The organism is Frateuria sp. (genome assembly GCF_035943815.1).
GTDB lineage: Bacteria > Pseudomonadota > Gammaproteobacteria > Xanthomonadales > Rhodanobacteraceae > Frateuria_A.
The window spans coordinates 158720-181133 of record NZ_DASZBU010000009.1 but is presented as its reverse complement, the minus strand read 5'-3'; the positions used below and the strand labels follow the sequence as shown (position 1 = coordinate 181133).

Below are 22414 nucleotides of genomic sequence, written 5' to 3'. Positions count from 1 at the left end.
AGCCCAAAAGCGTGAATGGTAGAATCGGAGTTCCCCGCCGTTCGGAAACCTCGATGGAAGCGCAACCGCTGACCGCCTTGCCGGCGGTACTCGCGCTGGAACTGCCGCCCGGTCAGTCGCCCTCCACCATGACCTTCAGCCGCGATCAGGCCGATGCCCTGGCCGGGCTGGTGGCCGAGGACCTGCACGCGCTGTTGCCGGGTATCGGCCAGGCACGGCTCGCGCTGGCCGGTGCCTTGTTCGATCCGGTGGAGCTGCTGCGCCCGGGCTTTCCGGTATGGGCCACGCTCGATGAACTGGCCCGCCGCATTCCGCGCGGCCACCTGCAGAACGTGGTGGCCTTCGGCAGCCACCAGGGCCAGATGCCGGCGCAGACGCTGGTGCCGGAATCCGAACATGCCGGTGGCGCGCTGCGCCTGCTGCCGCTGTCGTTGCTCGCGCCCGAGGCAGTGGCCGAAGCGTTGGCCGGCCGGATGGAAGTAGAGCTGGTCGGTCGCGGCGAAGCCGGGACGCGCACCGCGGACTGGCTGATGCGCACGCTCGGCGTACCGCTCGAGCATGCGCGCTATTTCAGCCGCAACGACCTGCTCGCGCTGATCTGCGTGCAGTACGAACACGTCAACCTGGCGCCGCTATGGACGCTGCTCGAAGCGGCGATGCTCACCCCGTACCAGGGCGAAAGCACGCTGAGCGCGCGCGGCCTGCCGCTGCGCTATGCCGAGGGCCGCGTGCACGCAGGTTCTCCGGCCGCCTGGCTGGCGCAGCAGGCCGGCGACGCGGCGGAACGGGCGCATGCCATCGCCGGGCTTGTATTCGAGCTGCGCCAGTATGCGGCGCTGCTGCACGCGCACCGGCTGCCGTTCGCACTGGAGCGGGGCGAGGCGGGTGAGGGCTGGTTGCTCGAAACCCTGGCAGCGCCCGATCCGGCACTGGCGCCGCCGGGGTTGGTGGCGCACGAGGCACCCGGCCTGGGCACCATCGCGCTGACCGCCGTCCAGGCAGGACGCGACGGGCAGCCGCGCCTGCTCGCACACGGCTACCCGTTGGCGCCGCAGGCCTTGGGCCCGCTGGTGGCCGTGCTGGCCGCGCGCCTTGGCATCGAGCCCTCGCTGCACGCGTTGGGCCGCGTGGTGTTGGATGCCGGTGGGCTGAGTGCGCCGTTGCCCGTGCGCCACTAGGCGAGCCGTCGGAGCCAACTGGCGTGTATCGCGATTTCCTGCGGTTCAAGGAGCCTTACCGCCGCTTGATGTCTGTTGGCATCGGCCCGGTGCAGGCGCATGATGTCGCCCAGCGCAGGGGCATGCGCTCAGGGGCCGTGTCGTGAACCAACCCCTTTCTTCGCCGGACGGGTCCATGGCGGACCAGCCCGAAGACGCCGGCCATTCCACCCGGAACTGGCCCGAACACGTACTGTGTGGCGTACCTGCGCTGATCGCCTATTTCGATCCCGAACTGCACGTGCGTTTCGCCAACCAGCCGCCGCGCCGCTGGCTGGCGCTGCCGCCTGAAGGCCTGCTCGGGCGCGCGGCCGGCGAGCTGCTGGACGAAGCCAGTGCGCCGCGCGTGATCGAAACCCTGCAGGCGGCGCTCGGCGGCCGTCCCGGCACCGTCGAAGGCGTGCTGTTCGCCGGCTCCGCGCACCGCTACATGCACGCCAGCTTCCAGCCGGACGCCGACGCGCAGGGCCGCATCCAAGGCGTGTTCGCCGTGTTCATCGACATCACCGAGCGGCACGCGCTGGAACTCAAGTTGCGCGAGAGCGAACAGCGTTTCTTCGGCGCTTTCCAGCACGCGGCCATCGGCATGGCGCTGGTGCGCCCGGACGGCCGCTTCCTGCGCGTGAACGAAGCGTTGTGCCGCATGTTGGGCTACAGCGAGGAGGAGTTTCTTACCTTAAGCATCGCCGACATCACCCATCCGGACGACTACGCCGACGACGTGGAACAACTGGAACGCATGCTCGATGGCGATGCCGACGCCTGCCAGATGGAGAAGCGCAACCTGCGCAAGGACGGCCATGTCGTGCACTTCCAGCTCAGCGTCTCGCTGGTGCGCGACGAGCACGGCAAGCCGCTTTACTTCGTCTCGCAGGTGGAGGACATCAGCCAGCGCAAGCAGTACGAGGAGGCGCTGTTCCGCGAGCGCGAGCTGGCCGAGGTCACGCTCAACTCGATCGGCGACGCGGTGATCGCCGCCGACATGGATCTGCGCGTGACCTCGCTCAACCCGATCGCCGAAGGCTTGACCGGCTGGAGCGCGGCCGAGGCGCGCGGCCGGCCGATGGACGAGGTGTTCCGACTGCGCGACGTGCGTACCGGCGCGGCGCTGGCCAACCCGCTGCGCACGGCGATCGAGCGCAATGCCATCGTCGAGCTGGAAGGCAAGGCGGTGCTGCTCCACCGCAACGGCTTCGAGACGCCGATCGAGGATTCGTCCGCACCGATCCACGACCACGCCGGCCACGCCATTGGCGGCGTGCTGGTGTTCCGCGACGTCAGCGAGACGCGCGCGCTGGCGCTGAAGATGATCCACCTGACCCAGCTCGACACCCTCACCGGCCTGCCCAACCGCAGCCAGATGCAGGGCCAGATCGAGCAGGTGGTGGCCACCGCGCGCCGTCGCCAGCAGCGCTGCGCGCTGCTGTACATCGACGTGGACCACTTCAAGCGGATCAACGAGCAACATGGGCCGGCCAATGGCGACCGGGTGCTGCGCGCGTTCGCCGTGCAGCTGCGCCAGGCGCTGCAGGACGAGGACCTGCTGTGCCGCCATCACGGCGACGAATTCGTGGTCGTGCTGCCGCAGGTGGAGGCTCCCGGCCAGGCCGCCAGCGTCGCGCAGCGGCTGATCGCCCATGGCGAGCGCACCGCGGTGGCCGGCCTGCCGGAGCTGGCGCTGCGCCTGTCGGTGGGCATCAGCCTGTGCCCGGACGATGCGGCCGACGCCGATGCGCTGCTGCGCAACGCCGACAGCGCGATGTACGAGGTCAAGGCCGGCGGCCCTCACAGTTATCGCTTCTTCACCAGCTCGATGAACGAACGCGCCGCGTCGCGACGGCGCATCGAGGCCGAGCTGCGCCTGGCGATGGCGCGCGAACAACTGTCGCTGTACTACCAGCCCAAGGTGGACGCCACGGACGGGCGCATCGTCGGCGCCGAGGCGCTGTTGCGTTGGCACGGCGCCGATGGCGCCGAGCGCTATGCCACCGAGCAGTTCGTCACCGTGGCCGAGGACGTCGGCCTGATCGTGCCGCTCGGCGCCTGGGTGCTGCGCCAGGCCTGCCAACAGGCAGACCACTGGCATGGCCTGGGCATGGGCGTGCCGATCGCCGTCAACGTCTCGCCGCTGCAGTTCCAGCACACCGCCTTCCTCGCCGACCTGCAGGCGGTGCTCTCCGACTGCGCTCTGGACCCTTCCCTGCTGGAACTGGAACTGACCGAGCGCACCGTGATGGCCGGCGGCGACACCACGATCGCGCTGCTGCAACGGATCAAGCATTGCGGCGTGCGGCTGTCGCTGGACGACTTCGGCACCGGCTACTGCAGCCTGTCCTACCTCAAGCATTTCCCGGTGGATGCGCTGAAGATCGACCGCGCCTTCGTGCGCGGCGTGGACAACGACACCGATACCGCCGCGATCACCCAGGCGATCATCGCGATGGCGCGCAGCCTGGGCAAGACGGTGGTGGCCGAGGGCGTGGAAACCGAGGCCGAGGCCGACTATCTGCGCACCGCCGGCTGCGACCAGCTGCAGGGCTTCCTGTTCGGCGCGCCGATGGACGCGGCGGCCTTCGGCAAGCTGCTGACCGAACAGCACCTGCTGCGCTGGGCTTCCGACCGCGGCCCGTAGGCGACCGGCAGGCCGGTCGCGCTATTCGGCACGCGCCAGCGCTTCCTCGTACATCAGGTAATGACAAGGCGTCATGCCGAGTTCGGCGTAGGTGCGCTGGGCACGGTGGTTCTCGGTCTCCACGTACAGCCGCAAGCCGACCGCACCGGCCTCGCGCGCCCGTTCGCGCACCGCCGCGTACAGCGAGCGGAACGCGCCGCCGCGGCGCGCCTGCGGCACCACGTACACGCTCTGGATCCACCAGAAGTCGCCGCAGCGCCAGTCGCTCCACTCGTAGGTCACCAGCAGGCAGCCGATCGCTGCGCCGTCGCGTTCGGCGACCAGGTAGAAGCCGCGGCGCGGGTCGTCGAACACCGCTTCGACGCCGCGCGCGAGCACGTTGCGATCCAGCGTCTTGGCCTCGGTCTCCTGCGCCATGGCGACGTTCCAGTCGGCCAGGTGGGGGATGTCGGCGCGGGTGGCCGGGCGGATGAGGGGCGGGTGGGTCATGCGGCCTCCGAAGAATCGCGATTCTGCCCTAAACGGCGTGCTTTCCCGCACCGCTCGCTGCCCCCTCTTTCCCGCAACAGGGGAGAAGGCTCGCGGCCGGACCTCGCCCGCCCTCGCACAGGGCCTGCTCAGCTCCGCTTGCGCGATGCCCCCAGCTTGCGCGTCAGCGTGTTGCGGCCCACCCCCAGCGCTGCCGCCGCATGCTGCCGGTGCCCCCCGTGCGCCGCGAGCGCGGCCTCCAGCAAGGTGCGATCGAGCGCCTCTCGTGCGCGCGCATGGATGTCCGCCTCGCCGCGCGAGAGCGCCTGGCCTGCCCAGTCGTGCAGCGCCGCGGTCCAGTCGCCGGCGGCGGTCGAGGCAGGCGATGAACCCAGCTCCGCCGGCTGGATCTCCGCGCCCCGCGCGATCACCGCCAACCGCCGGCAGAGGTTCTCCAGCTCGCGTACGTTGCCGGGGAAATCACGCTGCTCCAGCGCCTTGAGCGCCGCGCGCGAGAAGCGCTTGGGCGGCAGCTTGAGCTCCTGCGCCGCCGATGCCAGGAAGTGACGCGCCAGCAGCGGGATGTCGGCGCGGCGCGCGCGCAGCGGCGGCAGCTCGATGCGCACCACGTCCAGCCGATGCTTGAGGTCCGCACGGAACTGACCGGCAGCCACGCGCGCGTCCAGGTCCTGATGGGTGGCGGCGACGATGCGCACGTTGCCGCGGACCAGCTCGCGCCCGCCGACGCGATAGAACTCGCCGCCGGCCAGCACGCGCAGCAGGCGGGTCTGCAGCGCCAGCGGCATGTCGCCGATCTCGTCCAGGAACAACGTGCCGCCCTCGGCCTGCTCGAAGCGCCCGGCCACGCGCCGCACCGCACCGGTGAAGGCGCCGGCCTCGTGGCCGAACAGTTCGCTCTCCAGCAGCTCGCTCGGGATCGCCGCCGTGTTGAGCGCCACGAACGGCTTGCCGCGGCGCGCGCTCTCCTCGTGCAGTGCGCGCGCCACCAGCTCCTTGCCGGTGCCGGTCTCGCCGGTGACCAGCACGTTTAGATCGCTCGCGGCGACGCGGCCGATCAGCCGGAAGACCTCGCGCATCGGCGCGCTCTCGCCCAGCAGCGCATGCGCCGGCGGCGCGGCCGGCGTGGCCGGCGCCGCGGGCTGCTCGGACAACGCACGGCGCACCACGTCCACCGCATGGTCCAGGTCGAACGGCTTGGCCAGGTAGTCGACCGCGCCGGCGCGGTAGGCCGCGGCGGTGGTGGCCACGTCGGTGTAGGCACTCATCACGATCACCGGGCCGATGCCCTGCGCGTGGAGCTCGGCGAGCAGGCCCAGCCCGTCCTCGCCGGGCATGCGCACGTCGGTCAGCAGCAGCGCCGGACGCGCCTCGCGCAAGGCCGCGCGCACCGCCGACGCGTCGCCGAACTCGCGCACGGCGAGGCTGGCGTCGCGCAGGGCGGCGGCGAGCACGAAGCGGATGCTGCGGTCGTCGTCGACGATCCACACTTCAGGCGCTTGCACGGGACGCGGGGCAAGGGCGCCCGCTGCCGCCGGTGGCCGGCCCGCAGGCTGGCGCGGCTTGCCCTTGCGATTCCCGCTTCCCGGTTTGCGGTTCCCGGCCATTCAGTGCTCCAGCGGCAGCAGCAGGGTGAAGGTGGTGGCGCCCGGGCCACCGCCATGGCGCAGCTCGCCGCCGTGCTCGTGCGCGATCTCCCGCGCCAGCGCGAGACCCAAGCCGGTGCCGTCGGCGCGGCCGGACACCAGCGGCTCGAACAGCGTGTCGCGCAGAGCGGCCGGCACGCCGGCGCCGTCGTCGGTCACGTCCAGGCGCAGGGCCGTGCGCAGCCTGCGATCACCCACCCGCACGCCGTGCTCGGCCCGCGTACGCAGCACGAGCGTGCGCGCGCCGGCCTCGCGTGCATTGCGCGCCAGGTTGAGCAGCAGCTGCTGCAGGCGGTCGGCGTCACCAAGTAGCTCCGGCAGGCTGGGGTCGTAGTCCTGGCGGATGACGAGCGGCACGGGCTCGGCTTCCAGCAACGCGATCACGCGCTCCAGCACCGCATGCATGTTGAGCGCCTCGCGCCGCGGGGCGCCGCCACGGCGCAGCAGCCGATCGGCGAGCGCCGCCAGCCGGTCGGCCTCGGCGATCACCACGCCGGCCAGCGCCTTGAGTTCCGGCTCGCCCACGCGTCGCTCCAGCAGCTGCGCCGCGCCGCGCAGGCCGGCCAGCGGATTCTTCACCTCGTGCGCGAGACCGCGCAGGCTGGCCGATACGGGCGACTCCTCTGCCGCGGGCGTGGCCAGCACGTGCACTTCCAGCAGTAGGGTGTCCGCATCCAGCGGTTGCAGCGCGGCGTCGCACTGACGGTCGCCGGGTAGCGCAAGGCCACGCCAGTGCATCGTGCGCTGCATGTCGCGCGCGCGCGCGGCTTGAGCCTCGATCGCCCGATCGCCGAGCAAGGTCGCCAGTGGCTGGCCCACCGCGCGCCGCGGCCCCAGCGCCAGCGCCTCGGCCATCGCGGGATTGAGCCAGCGCAGGCGCAATCCCGCATCGACCAGGCCCAGTCCGGTCGTCGCCTGCTCGGCCCATGTGCGCCAGTCGGCTTCGTTCATTGCACCATGATGGGTTTTGCGCCTTGCTGGTGCAATCGCCTCTCCGGGCAATGCGCCTTACCGTGTGCACGGGCAGGCACCGCAAGCCACGGAAACGGGGGTAGGGTGCACGGCAGCCACCCGGCGCCAGTCCATCCAAGGAGAGCGGCCATGACCCAACTGATCGTCTGCTGCGACGGCACCTGGAACACTCTGGAGCACACCGACCAAGGCCTGCCCGCGCCGACCAACGTGGCCAGGCTCTACAACGCGTTGATCAAGGACGAGGAGCAACTGGCCTACTACCACCCGGGCGTGGGCACCAACGGCGGGCTGCTCGACCGCTGGGTCGGCGGCGGCACCGGCGCGGGGCTGGAGCGCAACATCATGAGCGCGTACCAGTGGCTGGCCGTGAACTGGCGCAACGGCGACCGGATCTTCCTGTTCGGCTTCAGCCGCGGCGCGTACACGGTGCGCAGCCTGGGCGGACTGCTTTCCCACGGCGGCCTGCTGGATCTGTCCGATCCCAAGCTGGCGCCGGCCGAGGTGTGGACGCGGGTGGAGCGCGTATTCGAGGCCTACCGCAGCGGCAAGCCTTTCGACAACGCGCAAGACTGGGCTTTCCACGGCGTGGCGGCAGGCCAGCCCACCGCCGGCACCATGCCGGTGCACTTCATGGGCGTGTGGGACACGGTCGGCGCGCTGGGCATTCCGCTGGAGCTTTCGGTGCTGCGCTTCATCGGTGACCCGCGCCGCTACCAGTTCCACGACACCCGCATCAGCCCGTTGATCCAGAACGCCCGCCACGCGCTGGCCATGGACGAGCGCCGCGCCGATTTCGCGCCCACGTTGTGGACCGACATCAAGCGCCCGGACAAGGTGCACCAGGTGTGGTTTCCCGGCGTGCACGGCGACGTCGGCGGCGGCTACGCGCAGGCGGGCCTGTCGGACATCGCGCTGCGCTGGATGATGGAAGAGGCGCAGGCGCTGGGCTTGCGCCTGCGCGAGGGCGTGCTGGAGCAACTGCGGCCCGATCCGCAGGGCGTGCTGCACGACTCGCGCCAGGGTCTGTTCAAGCTTGGCCCCACCTGCCCGCGCCCGGTGGCGCGCGTGGCGCAGGCGAGCGTCGATGCCGGCCTGCTCCATGCGAGCGCGCTGGCGCGCCAGGCCAATCCGCCGATCACCCAGGGCGACTACTGGCCCGTCCGCCTGCTCGGCGCCGGCGAGCGCGCCAGCATGGACGTGTATGCCTCGCAGCGCTGGAACGCGACCGGCCTGTATCTGGAAGCGGGCGTGACCTACCGCCTGGCCGGCACCGGCGAATGGCTGGACGGGAGCGCGCCGTTCTCGCCAGCCGGCGGCGAGGTCGGCGGCCACCACCTGTCCGACGTCTCGCGGCTGGCCGCCTCGGCGCTGGACTCGGTGGAGAGCCTGTTCAACACCGTCACCGGAAGCCAGAACGACTTCTGGCTGACGCGCCGGGTGGAGTCCGCGCCATGGCTGGCCCTGCTGGGTTTCGTCGCCAACGGCGTGGGCGACTCCAGGGGCGAAACCATCCTGATCGGCGAAGGCTTGAGCTTCACCCCGGCCGCCGGCGGCTACCTCTACGCCTACGCCAACGATGCCTGGCAGACCTACGCCAACAACCACGGCAGCGTGCTGCTGACGGTCGAGCGGTCCTGACGCCCGCCCGAAACGACGACGGGCGCCGCAGCGCCCGTCGCCCGCATCCGTCGCTGCGCGTCAGATCGCGTAGTACATCTGGAATTCCAGCGGGTGCGTGCTGGCGCGGTAGGCGGTCACTTCCTTCATCTTCAGTTCGATGTAGGCATCGATGAAGTCGTCGGTGAACACGCCGCCGGCCTTGAGGAACTCGCGATCCTTGTCCAGCGCGTTGAGCGCCTCGTCCAGGCTTGCGCACACCTGCGGGATGTTCTTCTCCTCTTCCGGCGGAAGGTCGTAGAGGTCCTTGTCGGCCGGCGCACCCGGGTCGATCTTGTTGATGATGCCGTCCAGCCCCGCCATCATCAGCGCGGTGAACACCAGATAGCCGGAGTTCATCGGGTCGGGGAAGCGCACCTCGATGCGGCGGCCCTTCGGGCTGGACACGTACGGAATGCGGCAGCTCGCCGAGCGGTTGCGCGCCGAGTAGGCCAGCATCACCGGCGCCTCGAAGCCCGGCACCAGGCGCTTGTAGCTGTTGGTGGTGGAATTGGCGAAGGCGTTGATCGCCTTGGCGTGCTTGAAGATGCCACCGATGTACCACAGCGCCAGCTGCGACAGGCCGCCATACAGTTCGCCCGCGAACAGGTTCTGGCCGTCCTTGGAGAGCGACTGGTGCACGTGCATGCCCGAACCGTTGTCGCCGACGATCGGCTTGGGCATGAAGGTCACGGTCTTGCCGTTCTGGTGCGCCACGTTCTTGATGACGTACTTCATCGTCATCAGCTCGTCGGCCTTCTTCACCAGCGTGTTGAACCGGACGCCGATCTCGCACTGGCCCGCGTTGGCCACCTCATGGTGGTGCACTTCGACCACCTGGCCCAGCGACTCGAGCACCTTGCACATGTCCGCGCGCAGGTCGCCCAGCGAGTCGACCGGCGAGACCGGGAAGTAACCGCCCTTCACGCCCGGGCGGTGGCCGGTGTTCTGGCCCTCGTACTTGTAGCGCGAGCTCCACGACGCCTCGTCCGAACCGATCTCGTAGAACACGCGGCCCATGTCGTTCTGCCAGCGCACCGAGTCGAAGATGAAGAACTCCGGCTCCGGACCGAAGAAGGCGGTGTCGGCGATGCCAGTGGACTTGAGGAACGCCTCGCCGCGCTTGGCGATCGAGCGCGGGTCGCGGCCGTAGGCCTGCATGGTCGAGGGCTCGAGCACGTCGCAGTGCAGGATCAGCTGCTTGTGCTGCGAGAACGGATCCAGGTGCGCGGTGTCCGGGTCGGGCAGCAGCACCATGTCCGACTCGTTGATGCCCTTCCAGCCCGGGATCGAGGAGCCGTCGAACATTTTGCCGTCTTCGAAGGTCGACTCGTCGATGGCGTGCGCGGGGAAGCTCACGTGGTGATGCTTGCCGAGCATGTCGGCAAAACGCAGGTCGACGAATTCGACGTCGTTCTCGGCGATCAGGTCGAGCACTTTCTGGGCGGTCATGGGCTGCCTCGGAACGGTGAAGGGATGCGCCACAGATGCAATGCGCGTGCCAGCGTCCCTTGGACGGGAAACCGTGTCCGTAACCCAAGGTGCAGCATACCCGGCGGCAAGGCGGCGTCACCCTCCAGCGGACGGCGGCGAGTCCAAGAATCACCATCATGGTGCAACCAATGCACCACGGACGTGCGACGCGATCCCTTACCCCACCGGCCGGCTTGCCCGTAAGCTATGCCATTTCGTGTCGGCTGCCGGCACATCCCGGAGAGTGTGAGTGAACGACCTGATCCGCGTCATCCTGCTCGGCATCATCGAGGGCATCACCGAGTTCCTGCCGATCTCCAGCACCGGCCATTTGCTGATCGCCGAGAAGCTGGACCTGGGTGCGCGCTCGGATCTGTTCAACGTGGGTATCCAGGCCGGCGCGATCCTGGCGGTGACGCTGATCTACTGGAAGCGGCTGTGGCAGCTGCTGACCCAGTGGCGTGATGCGGCCAACCGCGACTACCTCGCCAAGCTCACCGTGGCTTTCCTGATCACGGCGGTGCTGGGTTTCATCGCGGTGAAGTTCGGTTTCAAGCTGCCCGAGACGGTCACGCCGATCGCCTGGGCACTGGTGATCGGCGGCCTGTGGATGCTCGGCGCCGAGGCGCTGGCCGCGCACCAGCCCGATCGGCGCGAGGTCACCTGGCGCGTGGCGATCCTGGTCGGCGTCGCGCAGATGATCGCTGGCATCTTCCCGGGCACCTCGCGCTCGGCGGCGACGATCTTCGCCGGCATGCTGGCCGGCACCAGCAACCGCGCGGCCGCCACCGAGTTCGCGTTCCTGGTCGGCATCCCGACCATGTACGCGGCCACCGGCTACGAGCTGCTCAAGGTGTTCAAGGAAGGCGGCGCGGCGCACGAGGACTGGAACGCGCTCGCCCTCGGCTTCGTAGTCTCGGCGGTCGTCGCCTTCATCGCGGTGAAGTGGCTGCTCGGCTACATCCGCACGCACCGCTTCACGCCGTTCGCGATCTACCGCATCGCCTTGGGTGCCGCCTTGCTGATCTGGCTGCCGGCCGGCGGTTGAGCCGGCTTTCACCGCTCCGGCTGCGGGGCCCTGGCTCGCCGTGCCGGGCCGCTCAGGCCAGGGCGACGGAGGCGCCCTGCCCCGCCTTGCCGGCATCGCGCACGGGCATCCGCAACTGCGGCTCGTTGGTCCGCTCGAACAGCTCGCGCACCCACTCGATGAAGGCCTGCACCCGCGCGGACAGATGCTTTTTCTGCGGGTAGACGATCCACACGGGCTTGCCGGTGGAGCGGATCTCCGGCATCACCAACTCGAGTTTGCCCAGGTCCAGCATGCAGGCGACCAGCATGTGCGGGGCCTGGGTTATTCCTAAGCCCGCGGCCGCCGCCTGGATCACCGACTCGGCGTCGTTGATCAGCAGGTGCGCATCGATGTCCACCGCGATCGCGCCGCCGGGGCCGTCGAACATCCACTGCCGCGGACGCCCGTTGGGATAGACGTAGTTGATGCAGCGGTATCGCCTGAGGTCCTCGATGGTCTGCGGCGAGCCGTAGCGGGCGAGGTAGTCGGGCGAGGCGCACACCACGTTGCGCAGGTAGCCGATCTTGCGCGCGATCAGGCTGGAGTCCTCCAGCTCGCCCACGCGCACGGCGCAATCGATGCCTTCGCCGTTCATGTCGGCCGGCAGGTCGCTCATCGACAGCTCCAGGCGGATGTCGGGGTAGCGCTGTTCGAATTCGGTCAACCGCGGGATCAGCGCGGCACGCCCGACCGCCAGCGACAGGCCCACGCGCAGCTTGCCGACCGGCTTGCGGTTGGCGTAGCCCAGCGCCTCGGTAGCCTCGGCCAGGTCCGCCAGGATGTCCTTGCAGCGGGCATGGAACACGGCGCCGTCGTCGGTCAGGCGCAACGCGCGGGTGGAACGGAACAACAGGCGTGCGCCCAGGCGTTCCTCCAGCCGCGATACCGCGCGGCTCACCCCTGACGGAGTCATCCCAAGCTGCGCGGCGGCAGCGGCGAAGCTCTTGGCTTCGACCACGCGGACGAAAGCGGAGATTGCTGCAAAGTCTTCCATTGAGCCGACTCCAGGGTTATTCGTGACTCATCGTCACTATTGCATTGCACAAGATCGCGGTTTTCTGTACCGATAAGTGTACCTATTCTCCCGGGCCTCCGCCGGTCCTATACCGATCGGTGCATTAATTTAGACCCGGGAGCACGGCATGAAAAAGCGATGGATCCTCTTGAGCCTGGCGGTTGCGGTGGCGGCCGGCAGCTGGGCGGTGCTCGGCAGCCATGGCGAAAGCCACGCACAGGAGGCCGGTGCGCCGCCGCCCCCCGCGGTCACCGTGGCGCAGACGCTGGTGCGTCCGGTCAGCGATACCGATGCCTTCACCGGGCGCCTGCAGGCGGTGGACACGGTCCAGGTACATCCGCGCGTGAGCGGCTACGTCACCGCCGTGCATTTCAAGGAAGGCGCGCGGGTGCGCCAGGGCGATCTGCTGTTCACCATCGACCCGCGCCCCTACCAGGCCGAAGTCGACCGCCTCGGCGCCACGCTCAACCAGATGCGCGCCGAGCAGAAGCTGGCCCAATCCAATGCCGAGCGCGCGCAGAAGCTGTTGGCCCAGCACGCGATCTCCACGCAGGAAGCCGACCGCCTGGACACCGCCGCGGCCAGCGCCAAGGCGCAGGCCGCCGCCACCGGCGCGGCGCTGGAGGCGGCGCGGCTCGACCGCAGCTTCACCGAGGTTCGCGCGCCGATCGATGGCCGCGTCAGCAACGCGCGGATCACCGCCGGCAACCTGGTCACGCCGGCGGACGTGCTCACCAGCGTGGTCAGCATCGACCCGGTGTATGCCTACTTCGACATCGACGAGCACAGCTACCTGAAGCTCGACCGCCTGCGTCGCGAGCACGGCCAGGCACCGCAGGTGGCGATGGGCCTGGTCGATGAAGACGGCTACCCGCACCCGGGCCACATCGATTTCGTGGACAACCAGCTCGATGCCGGCAGCGGCACGATCCGCCTGCGCGCCGTGTTCGACAACGCCGACGGCCGCTACACGCCGGGGCTTTACGTGCGCCTGGAACTGCGCACGCCGAGCCAGCGGCCGCGCGCGCTGATCGACGAGCGCGCCGTGGGCACCGATCTGGGCAACAAGTTCGTCTACGTGCTCGATCCGGACCACAAAGTCGAGTACCGCAAGGTGACCTTGGGCCCGCTGGTCGACGGCCTGCGCGTGGTCACCGACGGCCTCTCCGCCAAGGACGTGGTGGTGGTCAACGGGCTGCAGCACGTGCGGCCGGGCATGCAGGTCAACGCGACGCTAGTGGCGATGGAGAGCCGCAGCCTGGATGCGGGCAACCGCCTCGCGCAGGCGGCCGGCGGCAACGGCAAGGTCGCCGCGCGCAACTGATGAAGGCCCGCGGTCGCTGACGGCCGCCACAGGGGAAATCCACAGCTCCCTCTTCCGCCCCGGCGGAAGAGGGCCGGAAGCCGACGTCCTGCGCAAGGGCGTCCTTCCAGCCTTCCATCCACGGAAGGCACCGATGCACCAGGGAAACCAACGATGAAACTCGCCCAATATTTCGTGGAACGGCCGATCCTCGCCGGCGTGCTGTCGGTGCTGATCGTGATCGCCGGCGCGATCTCGCTGTTCAAGCTGCCGATCGGGGAATACCCGGAAGTGGTGCCGCCCACGGTGGTGGTGCGCGCCAGCTATCCGGGCGCCAATCCCAAGGTGATCGCCGCCACGGTGGCCACGCCGCTGGAGGAACAGATCAACGGCGTCGAGGGCATGCTCTACACCTCCTCGCAGGCCACCAGCGACGGCGCCATGACGCTGACGGTGACCTTCGCGCTGGGCACCAACCTGGACAATGCCCAGGTGCAGGTGCAGAACCGCGTGGCGCAGGCCCTGCCGCGCCTTCCCGAGGAAGTGCAGCGGCTCGGCGTGACCACGCAGAAGAGCTCGCCCGACCTCACCATGGTCGTGCACCTGATCTCGCCCGACCAGCGCTACGACATGCTGTACCTGTCCAACTACGCGCGGCTGCACATCAAGGACCAGCTCGCGCGGCTGGACGGTGTGGGCGACGTGCAGCTGTTCGGCGCCGGCGAGTACTCGATGCGCGTGTGGCTCGACCCGGAGAAGCTGGCCATGCGCGGCCTGACCACCGGCGACGTGGTCAACGCGATCCGCGAGCAGAACGTGGACGTGGCCGCCGGCTCGTTGAACGCGCCGCCGGCGCCCAACGGCGCGGCCTTCCAGCTCAACATCAACACGCGCGGCCGCCTGGTCACCGAGGACGACTTCGCAAGCATCGTGCTGCGCACGACCAGGGACGGCGCGGTCACGCACCTGCGCGACGTGGCGCGGGTTGAACTGGGCTCGAACAACTACGCGCTGCGCAGCCTGCTCGACAACAAGCCGGCGGTGGCGCTGCCGATCTTCGCCCGTCCCGGCTCCAACGCGATCCAGATCTCCGACGAGGTGCGCGCCACCATGGCGCGGCTGAAGTCCGAGTTCCCGCAGGGCGTCGACTACAAGATCGTCTACGACCCGACCGTGTTCGTGCGCGGCTCGATCGAGGCGGTGGTGCACACGCTGTTCGAGGCGATCCTGCTGGTCGTGCTGGTAGTGATCCTGTTCCTGCAGACCTGGCGCGCCTCGATCATCCCGCTGGTGGCGGTGCCGGTCTCGCTGGTGGGCACCTTCGCGGTGATGTACCTGGCCGGCTTCTCGCTCAACGCCTTGAGCCTGTTCGGCCTGGTGCTCGCCATCGGCATCGTGGTGGACGACGCCATCGTGGTGGTGGAGAACGTCGAGCGGCATATCGAGCATGGGCTGAATCCCAAGGAAGCCACGCGTCGCGCGATGACCGAGGTGACCGGACCGATCGTGGCCACTGCGCTGGTGCTGTGCGCGGTGTTCATCCCGGCGGCCTTCATCAGCGGCCTGACCGGCGAGTTCTACCGCCAGTTCGCGCTCACCATCGCGATTTCCACGGTGATCTCCGCGTTCAACTCGCTGACCTTGAGCCCGGCGCTGTCCGCGCTGCTGCTCAAGGAGCACGGCGCGCCGAAGGACCGCTTCAGCATTCTGCTCGAGCGCGCCTTCGGCTGGCTGTTCCGACCGTTCAACCGGATGTTCGTGCGCGGAGCGGACCGCTATGTCGGCGGCGTGCGCCGCGTGCTGGGCAAGGGTGCGCCGGCGCTGGTGATCTACGGCGTCCTGGTGCTGCTGGGCGTATTCGGCTTCATCCACGTGCCGACCGGCTTCGTGCCTTCGCAGGACAAGCAGTATCTGGTGTCCTTCGCACAGCTGCCCGACGCCGCCTCGCTGGACCGCAGCGAGGACGTGATCCGCCGCATGAGCGAGATCGCCCTGAAGCAGCCTGGCGTGGAGAGCGCGGTGGCGTTCCCGGGGCTGTCGATCAACGGCTTCACCAACTCGCCCAACTCCGGCATCGTCTTCGTCACGCTGAAGCCGTTCGAGGAGCGGCGCAGCGCCGAACTCTCCGCCGGCGCCATCGCCGGAGCGCTCAACCAGAAGTACGCGGCGATCCAGGACGCCTACATCGCGGTGTTCCCGCCGCCGCCGGTGATGGGCCTGGGCACGATCGGGGGTTTCCGCATCCAGGTCGAGGACCGCTCCGACCAGGGCTTCGAGGAGCTGTTCAAGCAGACCCAGAATCTGATCGGCAAAAGCCAGCACATACCGGCGCTGGCGGGCCTGTTCTCCAGCTACCAGGTGAGCGTGCCGCAGATCGACGCCGAGGTGGACCGCGAGAAGGCCAAGGCCGAGGGCGTGAACCTGGCCGATGTCTACCAGACCATGCAGGCCTACATGGGCTCGCTCTACGTCAACGACTTCAACCGCTTCGGGCGCACCTACCAGGTCAACGTCTCGGCCGCGCCGGGCTTCCGCCGCGAACCGAAGGACATCCTGCAGCTGAAGACGCGCAACGCGGCGGGCGTGGCGATCCCGCTCGGTTCGTTCGTCACCGTGCACCAGAGTGTCGGCCCCGACCGCGTGCAGCACTACAACGGCTACCCGACCGCCGAGATCAACGGCGGCCCTGCGCCGGGCTACAGCTCCGGCCAAGCGCAGGCGGCGATGGAGAAGCTGGCCAAGGACAACCTGCCCAACGGCATGAGCTACGAGTGGACCGAGCTCACCTACCAGCAGATCCTGGCCGGCAACACCGCGGTGCTGGTCTTCCCGCTCTGCGTGCTGTTGGTGTTCCTGGTGCTGGCGTCGCTGTACGAGAGCCTGACGCTGCCGCTGGCGGTGATCCTGATCGTGCCGATGGTGCTGTTGTCCGCGATCGCCGGCGTGTGGCTCTCGGGCGGCGACAACAACATCTTCACCCAGATCGGCCTGATCGTGCTGGTGGGCCTGGCCTGCAAGAACGCCATCCTGATCGTGGAGTTCGCCCGCGAGGCGCAGATCCACGAAGGCCTGGACCGCCGGCAGGCGGTGCTGGAAGCGGCCCGCCTGCGATTGCGCCCGATCCTGATGACGTCGTTCGCCTTCATCATGGGCGTGGTGCCGCTGGTGACCTCGCACGGCGCCGGTGCGGAGATGCGCCACGCGATGGGCGTGGCGGTGTTCTCCGGCATGTTGGGCGTGACCTTCTTCGGTCTTCTGTTCACCCCGCTGTTCTACGTGATCGTGCGCGGCTGGAGCGAGCGTGCGGCAGCGCGGCGTGCCGCGCGCCTCCCCGCACTGCCGACGGCGATCGAGGAGCATTGAAATGTCAAAAAGTCACCATCAGGCCGCCCCCTCTTTCCTCCGTGGCGAGGGAGCCAAGCAGGCACTGGCGTCGGCCCTTGCCCTCCTGCTCGCCGGTTGCATCAACGTCGGCCCGGATTACCACCACCCGGCGGAGAAGCCGGTCACGCTGCAGGGCATCGACACCGCACGCCAGTCCAACGCCGAGGTCCAGGCCGACTGGTGGAAGCAGTTCAACGACCCGACGCTCGACGCCCTGATCACCCGCGCAGCAAGGAACGCACCGGATCTGAAGATCGCGCTGGCACACCTCGACGAAGCGCGCGCCCTGCTCGGCTCCGCGCGTTCCGAACGGTGGCCCGATATCCGGACCGGCGCGAGCTACACGCGCAGCCGCGGCCAGACGCCCGGCGTGAGCGAGCAGCGCACCACGACGACGGCCTACCAGGCCGGTTTCGACGCGGGCTGGGAGTTTGACCTGTTCGGCGGCGTCCGCCGCGGCGTCGAGGCCGCGCGCGCGGACGGCGATGCGGCCGCCGCCTCGCTGCAGGACGCGCAGGTGACGCTGTTCGCGGAGGTCGCGCGCAACTACTTCGATCTGCGCGGCACGCAGCTGCGCATCGAGGTGGCCGGACGCGACATCGCCAACCAGCGCGAGGCGCTGGAACTTATCCAGAGCCGCGCAGCGCTCGGCACCGGTTCGGAACAGGACGTGGCCAGCGCCCGCGCACGGCTGGCCGGCGTCGAGGCCACGCTGCCGGTGCTGCGCGCGCAGGCGCAGGCCGACGGCTTCCGCCTGGCGGTGCTGCTGGGCGAGCGTCCCGGCGCACTGGACATCGACCTGTCGAGCGCGCACTTCACGCCGATCGATACCGTGCTCCCCATCGGCAATGCCGGCGATGTGTTGAAGCGCCGCCCGGACATCCGCGTCGCCGAACGCGAGCTCGCTGCCGCCACCGCGCGCATCGGCGTGGCCAAGGCGGACTGGTTCCCGCACGTCACGCTGGGCGGCTTCCTCGGCTTCCTGGCCGGGCGCAGCAACGACTTCGGCAGCCCGGCGACGCGCGCCTGGTCGGTCGCGCCCAGCATCCGCTGGTCGGGCCTGAACGTGCAGCGCGTGCGCTCTGGCGTGCAGGCCAGCGAAGCGCGTGCCGACGCGGCGCTCGCCCTCTACCAGCGCACCGTGCTGCGCGCGCTGGAGGACGTGGACGACGCACTGGTGGGCTACAACCAGCAGCGCGAGCGCGTGCAGCACCTGCTCGAGCAGGCCCGGCAAAGCGAGCGTGCGGCGCAGCTGGCGAAGATCCGCTACGAAGCCGGCGCGATCGACTACCTGGAGCTGCTCGACGCCCAGCGCACGCAGCTTTCGGCCCAAGACCAGCTGGCCGAAGCGGAAGCCGGCATCGACCTGCGCGCCATCGCGCTGTACAAGGCGCTCGGCGGCGGCTGGCAGGCCTGCGCCGACGAGCGCTGCAGCGCGCTGGCCGCGGCGCGCTGACGCGTACGAGGCGCAGGGACGCGGCAGCGACCGGAAGCCGGACGTCGCTTCGCACTCGCCATGCTCCCGCGGCCCACCCTCGGCGGAAGACGCCGGCTCGTATCGTCCCCTGCCCCGTGCCGGCGAGGGCCAGGCGTGTGAGCACGCCCTGGCTCCGCCCGTCCACCCCTCCGTGCGCGACCTTCGGGCCGGCGGCATGGCACCGCCGGCCCGCCGCTCCCACCGTTCGTCTACACGACGCGACCGCTCGCCCCATCCCGCACGACGGCCACGCACCCCGGGCCTAGCCTGGGGGATGCCCGCGCGTGCGGGCGTCGTGGAGAAACCCATGCGCCGGATCCGCCTGCTCGTCCTGTTGCTGGCCGCGGCCGTACCGGCGTTCGCCGCCGGCCAGGACGCACCCACGCTGTTCGCACCGGGCGTGATCTCCGGGCCGGGCGGAGAAGGCGCTGCGGCATTCACGCCGGACGGCGCCGAGGTGTACTTCATGCGCGGCACCGGGGCCGGCTTTACCGTGCTGGAATCGCGGCGCACCGGCAACGGCTGGTCGACACCGCGCCCGGCGGCGTTTTCCGGCCGCTGGCGTGACCTCGACCCGACGATGGCGCCGGACGGCTCCTACCTGCTGTTCGTTTCCAACCGGCCGACCCACGGCAATGCGCCGGTCGACATGACCTACAACGGAAAGCGCTATCCCGGCCGCGGCATGAATCTGTGGCGGGTCGACCGCAAGGGCGATGGCTGGAGCGCGCCGGTGCACCTGCCCGACCTTGTCAACAGCTGCCCGACGACCTTCGCGCCGAGCGTCACCGCCGATGGTGGCCTCTACTACATCGGCTGCGACGGCCCGCGCCCGCCATTGCGCCTGATGCATGCGACCTACCGGCAAGGCCGTTACCTCGCGCCCGAGGTGGTCAAGCTCACCGACGCGGACACGACGATCCGCGATCCGGCCGTCGCGCCCGACGGTTCGTTCCTGGTGGTCAGCCTCAAGCGTGCGCCGAGCACGGCGTACCGCCTGGCGATCGCCTTCCGCACGGCGGACGGCTGGACCACGCCGCAGGACCTGGGGGACATCGCCAACCAGGGTACGAGCAACATGAGCAGCCAGCTCGGCCCGGACCATCGCACCCTGTACTTCTCCAGCGACCGTGCCACGGGCCAGGGCGGCAGCGGCGGCAACGACAACGTGTGGCAGCTCTCGCTGGCGCCGTGGATCGCCGCCGGCCCCGCCGTGGAGGCGCCATGGACGCTGCCCGACGACGCCTCGCCCGCCTTCAGCCGCGACGGGCGCACGGTGGTGTTCGCGCGCGGCCGCGCCGCCACACGCCGCGTATACGTCTCGCAACGGCAGGGTGCGCTCTGGTCGGCACCGCAACCAGCACCGTTCTCGGGCAAGGCATGGATGGACCTGGAGCCGGCGATGGCGCCGGATGGCTCGTACCTGGTGTTCGTCTCCAACCGGCCGGCGCGACCGGGCGGCAAAGCGCTCGATGGCGACTACGAAGGACAATCCGCGCCCGGCCGCGGCGGCAACCTGTGGCGCGCGGACCGCACCGCCGGCGGCTGGGGCGAACCGATCCACCTGCCCTTGCCGCTGAACGCCGCTACGTCGGTCTATGCGCCCGCCGTGGCGGCGGACGGCAGCGTGTATTTCATGCAGCCGGACCCGGCGACCGGCCACTTCCGTCTGTATCGCAGCCGCTTCGCGCAAGGCCGTTACCTGCCGCCCGAGCCGCTCTCCTTCAGCGACGGCCGGGTGGCCGACTACGATCCGGCGATCGCGCCGGACCAGTCCTACATCGTGTTCAGTTCCGACCGGCCGCCCTCGACCGCCGGCAGCAGCGCGATCTTCATCGCCTTCGCCCATGGCCGGGGCTGGGGCACGCCGGTTCCGCTGGGGCCCTCCGGCATCGAGTCGCGCCTGGCGCCGGACCTGTCCGGCCTGTACTTCAGCGGGCCGGACCGGCGCATCCATCGCTTCGCCCTCGCTGCCTGGCTCGGGCAGCACGCCAGGGGTCGATGAGGCACCTTGGTCGACGAGGCACCTTGGTCGATGACGCTCCTTTCCCCGCCCGCCGGCAGCCTGCACACTGCAGACCCTGGCCTGCGCGGGAGCGCTGAGATGGAACCTGTCCGCGGCGGCGTGGTGCCCGCCCCACCGACGAGCGCGCGGCTCGGGCGCCAAGCGCTGGCGTTCGTCTTCTGGACCCTGCTGGCGCTCTCCTACACGCTCAGCGCCGGCCTGTCCTCGATCAGCGAGGGGCATCCGCCCGGCTGGTCGCGCGCCCTGGTGTGGAACCTGTCCACCTTCTGGCTGTGGATGGCGCTGGTGCCGCTGGTGGCCTGGCTCGGACGGCGCGGCGCCGACGGCGGCTGGCGGCGCTTCTGCGCGGTGCATGTGCCCGCGGGGCTGGCCTTGGCATTGCTGCACATGCTGGTGCAGCTGTCGCTGTTCTGGCTCGTGTGCGGCCCCGGCCGCATGCCGGTGCACACGCTGGGCAGCTACGTCGCCATGGAGTTCGCCTACAGCTACCACCTGGCGGTGCTCACCTACTGGATCATCCTGGTGGTGCTGCGCGGCCTGGAATCGCGGCGGCGGCTGCGCGACGAACAGCTGCGCAGCGCGCAGCTGCAGACCCAGCTGGCTCAGGCCGAGCTGCAGGCGCTGCGCATGCAGCTGCAGCCGCACTTCCTGTTCAACACGCTCAACGCGATTTCCGCGCTGGCGCTGGCCGACCCGCTGCAGGCGCGGCTGATGATCGCGCGGCTGAGCGACCTGCTGCGCCTGACGCTGGAGGAGGGCCACGCCGCCGAGATCCCGCTGGCGCGGGAGATGGAGTTCCTGCGTTGCTACCTGGACATCCAGCGGGTGCGTTTCCAGGACCGGCTGGACACGCGGCTGGACGTGGCGCAGGACACGCTGCGCGCGGCGGTGCCCAGCATGATCCTGCAGCCGCTGGTGGAGAACGCGCTGCGCCACGGCCTGCTGGCCAAGCCCGAGCCTGGCAACCTCTACATTGCCAGCCGCCGCGACGGCGACCTGCTGCACCTGCGCATCGACGACGACGGCCTGGGCCTGCCGCCGGACAGGCCGCTCGAGGGCCTGGGCCTGGGCAACACGCGGGCACGGCTGGCCGTGCTGTTCGGCGCAGCGGCCAGCCTGGAGCTCAACCGCAGGGCCGGGGGCGGTACGCGGGTGGAACTGCGCCTGCCCTTTCGCGAGCACGCGGCATGAGCACCGGACCCATCCGCACCCTGCTGGTCGACGACGAGGTGCTGGCCCGCCTGGCGCTGCGCCAGGCGCTGGCGGCGCATGCGGACTTCGAGATCGTCGGGGAATGCGGCAACGCCGCCGAGGCGATGCAGGCCGTCGCCGCGCTCGCGCCGGATCTGTTGTTCCTGGACATCCGCATGCCGGGCCTGGACGGCTTCAGGCTGCTGCACCAGCTCAAGCCCGATACGCTGCCGATGGTGGTTTTCGCCACCGCCTACGGCCAGCACGCGCTGCGGGCGTTCGACGCCAATGCGCTGGACTACGTCTTGAAGCCGATCGACCAGGCGCGCTTCGACCAGGCCCTGGCGCGCGTGCGCCGGCACTGGCGCGGGCTGCATGCACGCACGCCGGCCGGCATCGCGCCAGCGACAAGCGAACCGGTGCAGCGACTGAGCGTGCGCGTAGGCGAGCACATCCGCGTGATCGCGGTGGACGCCATCGACTGGATCGAAGCCGACGGCAACTACGTGCACATCCACGTGGGCAAGCAGGCCTACCTGCACCGCGAGACGCTGCGAGGGCTGCTCGCCACGCTCGATCCCGGTCGCTTCCTGCGCATCCACCGCGGCACGCTGGTGAACCTCGAGCGCATCCGCGAGATCCACCCGCTGTTCCAGGGGAACGCGGAGGTGGTGCTGCACGACGGCACGCGGCTGAACCTGAGCCGGCGCTTCCGCCTGCACGCGCGGCGCGCGCTCGGCATGGCCTGACGCCCCTGACCTGCGCCGGATGGCCGCCAGCCCCGCCACGGCGACCGCTGGTCACAAACCCGCGGCAGCCCGGGCGAAGGCGAAGCACGCTGGCCGCTCCCTCCACGAGGACCGC

General features: G+C 69.9%; 15 protein-coding genes. 10 read left to right on the top strand and 5 right to left on the bottom strand.

The window, feature by feature from the left end; translation table 11 throughout:
- The first annotated feature begins 53 nt into the window (after window positions 1-53).
- Together VGU65_RS05800 and VGU65_RS05795 are read left to right on the top strand one after the other, a co-directional pair.
- Entirely contained in the window at window positions 54-1178 is a 1125-nt protein-coding gene (locus tag VGU65_RS05800) for a hypothetical protein (protein WP_327473718.1), read from the top strand.
- A 175-nt stretch (window positions 1179-1353) separates the two neighbouring features.
- Window positions 1354-3849 (top strand): sensor domain-containing protein, encoded by a 2496-nt coding sequence (locus tag VGU65_RS05795; protein ID WP_327473716.1) that lies wholly within the window; start codon window positions 1354-1356, stop codon window positions 3847-3849.
- Window positions 3850-3870: 21 nt separating this feature from the next.
- On the opposite strand, the gene VGU65_RS05790 is transcribed toward VGU65_RS05795, so the two are convergent.
- The 3 genes from VGU65_RS05790 to VGU65_RS05780 all read right to left on the bottom strand — a co-directional run bounded on the left by VGU65_RS05790 (window position 3871) and on the right by VGU65_RS05780 (window position 6932).
- Complete coding sequence (locus tag VGU65_RS05790; RefSeq protein WP_327473714.1) at window positions 3871-4338, bottom strand: GNAT family N-acetyltransferase; 468 nt, start codon at window positions 4336-4338, stop codon at window positions 3871-3873.
- A 128-nt stretch (window positions 4339-4466) separates the two neighbouring features.
- Window positions 4467-5840 carry a nitrogen regulation protein NR(I) gene (gene ntrC / locus VGU65_RS05785; RefSeq protein ID WP_327473712.1) on the bottom strand — a complete coding sequence of 458 codons (1374 nt, stop codon included), beginning with the start codon at window positions 5838-5840 and terminating at the stop codon, window positions 4467-4469.
- A gap of 102 nt (window positions 5841-5942) precedes the next feature.
- Window positions 5943-6932, bottom strand: a complete 990-nt coding sequence (locus VGU65_RS05780; protein WP_327473711.1) for a two-component system sensor histidine kinase NtrB — start codon at window positions 6930-6932, stop codon at window positions 5943-5945.
- A gap of 150 nt (window positions 6933-7082) precedes the next feature.
- Here VGU65_RS05780 and VGU65_RS05775 point away from each other — a divergent pair, with 150 nt between their 5' ends.
- Window positions 7083-8594, top strand: a complete 1512-nt coding sequence (locus tag VGU65_RS05775; RefSeq protein WP_327473709.1) for a T6SS phospholipase effector Tle1-like catalytic domain-containing protein — start codon at window positions 7083-7085, stop codon at window positions 8592-8594.
- Window positions 8595-8654: 60 nt separating this feature from the next.
- Here VGU65_RS05775 and glnA read toward each other — a convergent pair whose 3' ends face one another.
- Window positions 8655-10064, bottom strand: a complete 1410-nt coding sequence (glnA, locus tag VGU65_RS05770) for a type I glutamate--ammonia ligase (RefSeq protein WP_327473707.1) — start codon at window positions 10062-10064, stop codon at window positions 8655-8657.
- Between the two features lie 271 nt (window positions 10065-10335).
- Between glnA and VGU65_RS05765 the strand changes: the two genes are divergently transcribed.
- Complete coding sequence (locus VGU65_RS05765; RefSeq protein ID WP_327473705.1) at window positions 10336-11133, top strand: undecaprenyl-diphosphate phosphatase; 798 nt, start codon at window positions 10336-10338, stop codon at window positions 11131-11133.
- Between the two features lie 52 nt (window positions 11134-11185).
- Here the strand turns inward: VGU65_RS05765 and VGU65_RS05760 are convergent, their stop codons facing one another.
- The gene (locus VGU65_RS05760) at window positions 11186-12148 is read right to left on the bottom strand and encodes a LysR family transcriptional regulator (RefSeq protein ID WP_327473703.1); all 963 of its coding nucleotides are present in this window, start codon (window positions 12146-12148) and stop codon (window positions 11186-11188) included.
- 148 nt (window positions 12149-12296) lie between these two features.
- Here VGU65_RS05760 and VGU65_RS05755 point away from each other — a divergent pair, with 148 nt between their 5' ends.
- From VGU65_RS05755 to VGU65_RS05730, 6 genes are all read left to right on the top strand, one after another.
- Entirely contained in the window at window positions 12297-13493 is a 1197-nt protein-coding gene (locus VGU65_RS05755) for an efflux RND transporter periplasmic adaptor subunit (protein WP_327473702.1), read from the top strand.
- Window positions 13494-13646: 153 nt separating this feature from the next.
- Window positions 13647-16835 carry an efflux RND transporter permease subunit gene (locus VGU65_RS05750; protein WP_327473700.1) on the top strand — a complete coding sequence of 1063 codons (3189 nt, stop codon included), beginning with the start codon at window positions 13647-13649 and terminating at the stop codon, window positions 16833-16835.
- A gap of 1 nt (window position 16836) precedes the next feature.
- Window positions 16837-18312, top strand: a complete 1476-nt coding sequence (locus VGU65_RS05745; protein WP_327473698.1) for an efflux transporter outer membrane subunit — start codon at window positions 16837-16839, stop codon at window positions 18310-18312.
- Between the two features lie 328 nt (window positions 18313-18640).
- A complete protein-coding gene (locus VGU65_RS05740) occupies window positions 18641-20338 on the top strand; it encodes a TolB-like translocation protein (protein ID WP_327473696.1) in 1698 nt (565 codons plus the stop codon).
- Between the two features lie 99 nt (window positions 20339-20437).
- Window positions 20438-21550 (top strand): sensor histidine kinase, encoded by a 1113-nt coding sequence (locus VGU65_RS05735; RefSeq protein ID WP_327473694.1) that lies wholly within the window; start codon window positions 20438-20440, stop codon window positions 21548-21550.
- Window positions 21547-22299 (top strand): LytR/AlgR family response regulator transcription factor, encoded by a 753-nt coding sequence (locus VGU65_RS05730; protein WP_327473692.1) that lies wholly within the window; start codon window positions 21547-21549, stop codon window positions 22297-22299. The genes VGU65_RS05735 and VGU65_RS05730 overlap by 4 nt, the downstream gene beginning before the upstream one ends.
- Window positions 22300-22414: the final 115 nt, after the last annotated feature.

What these genes read in the sequence shown, in the direction of transcription:
- VGU65_RS05755 (WP_327473702.1), top strand. Translation starts at nt 12,297, where the DNA reads ATGAAAAAGCGATGGATCCTCTTGAGCCTGGCGGTTGCGGTGGCGGCC.
- VGU65_RS05800 (WP_327473718.1), top strand. Translation starts at nt 54, where the DNA reads ATGGAAGCGCAACCGCTGACCGCCTTGCCGGCGGTACTCGCGCTGGAA.
- VGU65_RS05740 (WP_327473696.1), top strand. Translation starts at nt 18,641, where the DNA reads ATGCGCCGGATCCGCCTGCTCGTCCTGTTGCTGGCCGCGGCCGTACCG.
- VGU65_RS05760 (WP_327473703.1), bottom strand. Translation starts at nt 12,148, where the DNA reads ATGGAAGACTTTGCAGCAATCTCCGCTTTCGTCCGCGTGGTCGAAGCC.
- VGU65_RS05735 (WP_327473694.1), top strand. Translation starts at nt 20,438, where the DNA reads ATGGAACCTGTCCGCGGCGGCGTGGTGCCCGCCCCACCGACGAGCGCG.
- VGU65_RS05795 (WP_327473716.1), top strand. Translation starts at nt 1,354, where the DNA reads ATGGCGGACCAGCCCGAAGACGCCGGCCATTCCACCCGGAACTGGCCC.
- VGU65_RS05790 (WP_327473714.1), bottom strand. Translation starts at nt 4,338, where the DNA reads ATGACCCACCCGCCCCTCATCCGCCCGGCCACCCGCGCCGACATCCCC.
- VGU65_RS05750 (WP_327473700.1), top strand. Translation starts at nt 13,647, where the DNA reads ATGAAACTCGCCCAATATTTCGTGGAACGGCCGATCCTCGCCGGCGTG.
- VGU65_RS05775 (WP_327473709.1), top strand. Translation starts at nt 7,083, where the DNA reads ATGACCCAACTGATCGTCTGCTGCGACGGCACCTGGAACACTCTGGAG.
- VGU65_RS05780 (WP_327473711.1), bottom strand. Translation starts at nt 6,932, where the DNA reads ATGAACGAAGCCGACTGGCGCACATGGGCCGAGCAGGCGACGACCGGA.
- VGU65_RS05745 (WP_327473698.1), top strand. Translation starts at nt 16,837, where the DNA reads ATGTCAAAAAGTCACCATCAGGCCGCCCCCTCTTTCCTCCGTGGCGAG.
- VGU65_RS05730 (WP_327473692.1), top strand. Translation starts at nt 21,547, where the DNA reads ATGAGCACCGGACCCATCCGCACCCTGCTGGTCGACGACGAGGTGCTG.
- glnA (WP_327473707.1), bottom strand. Translation starts at nt 10,064, where the DNA reads ATGACCGCCCAGAAAGTGCTCGACCTGATCGCCGAGAACGACGTCGAA.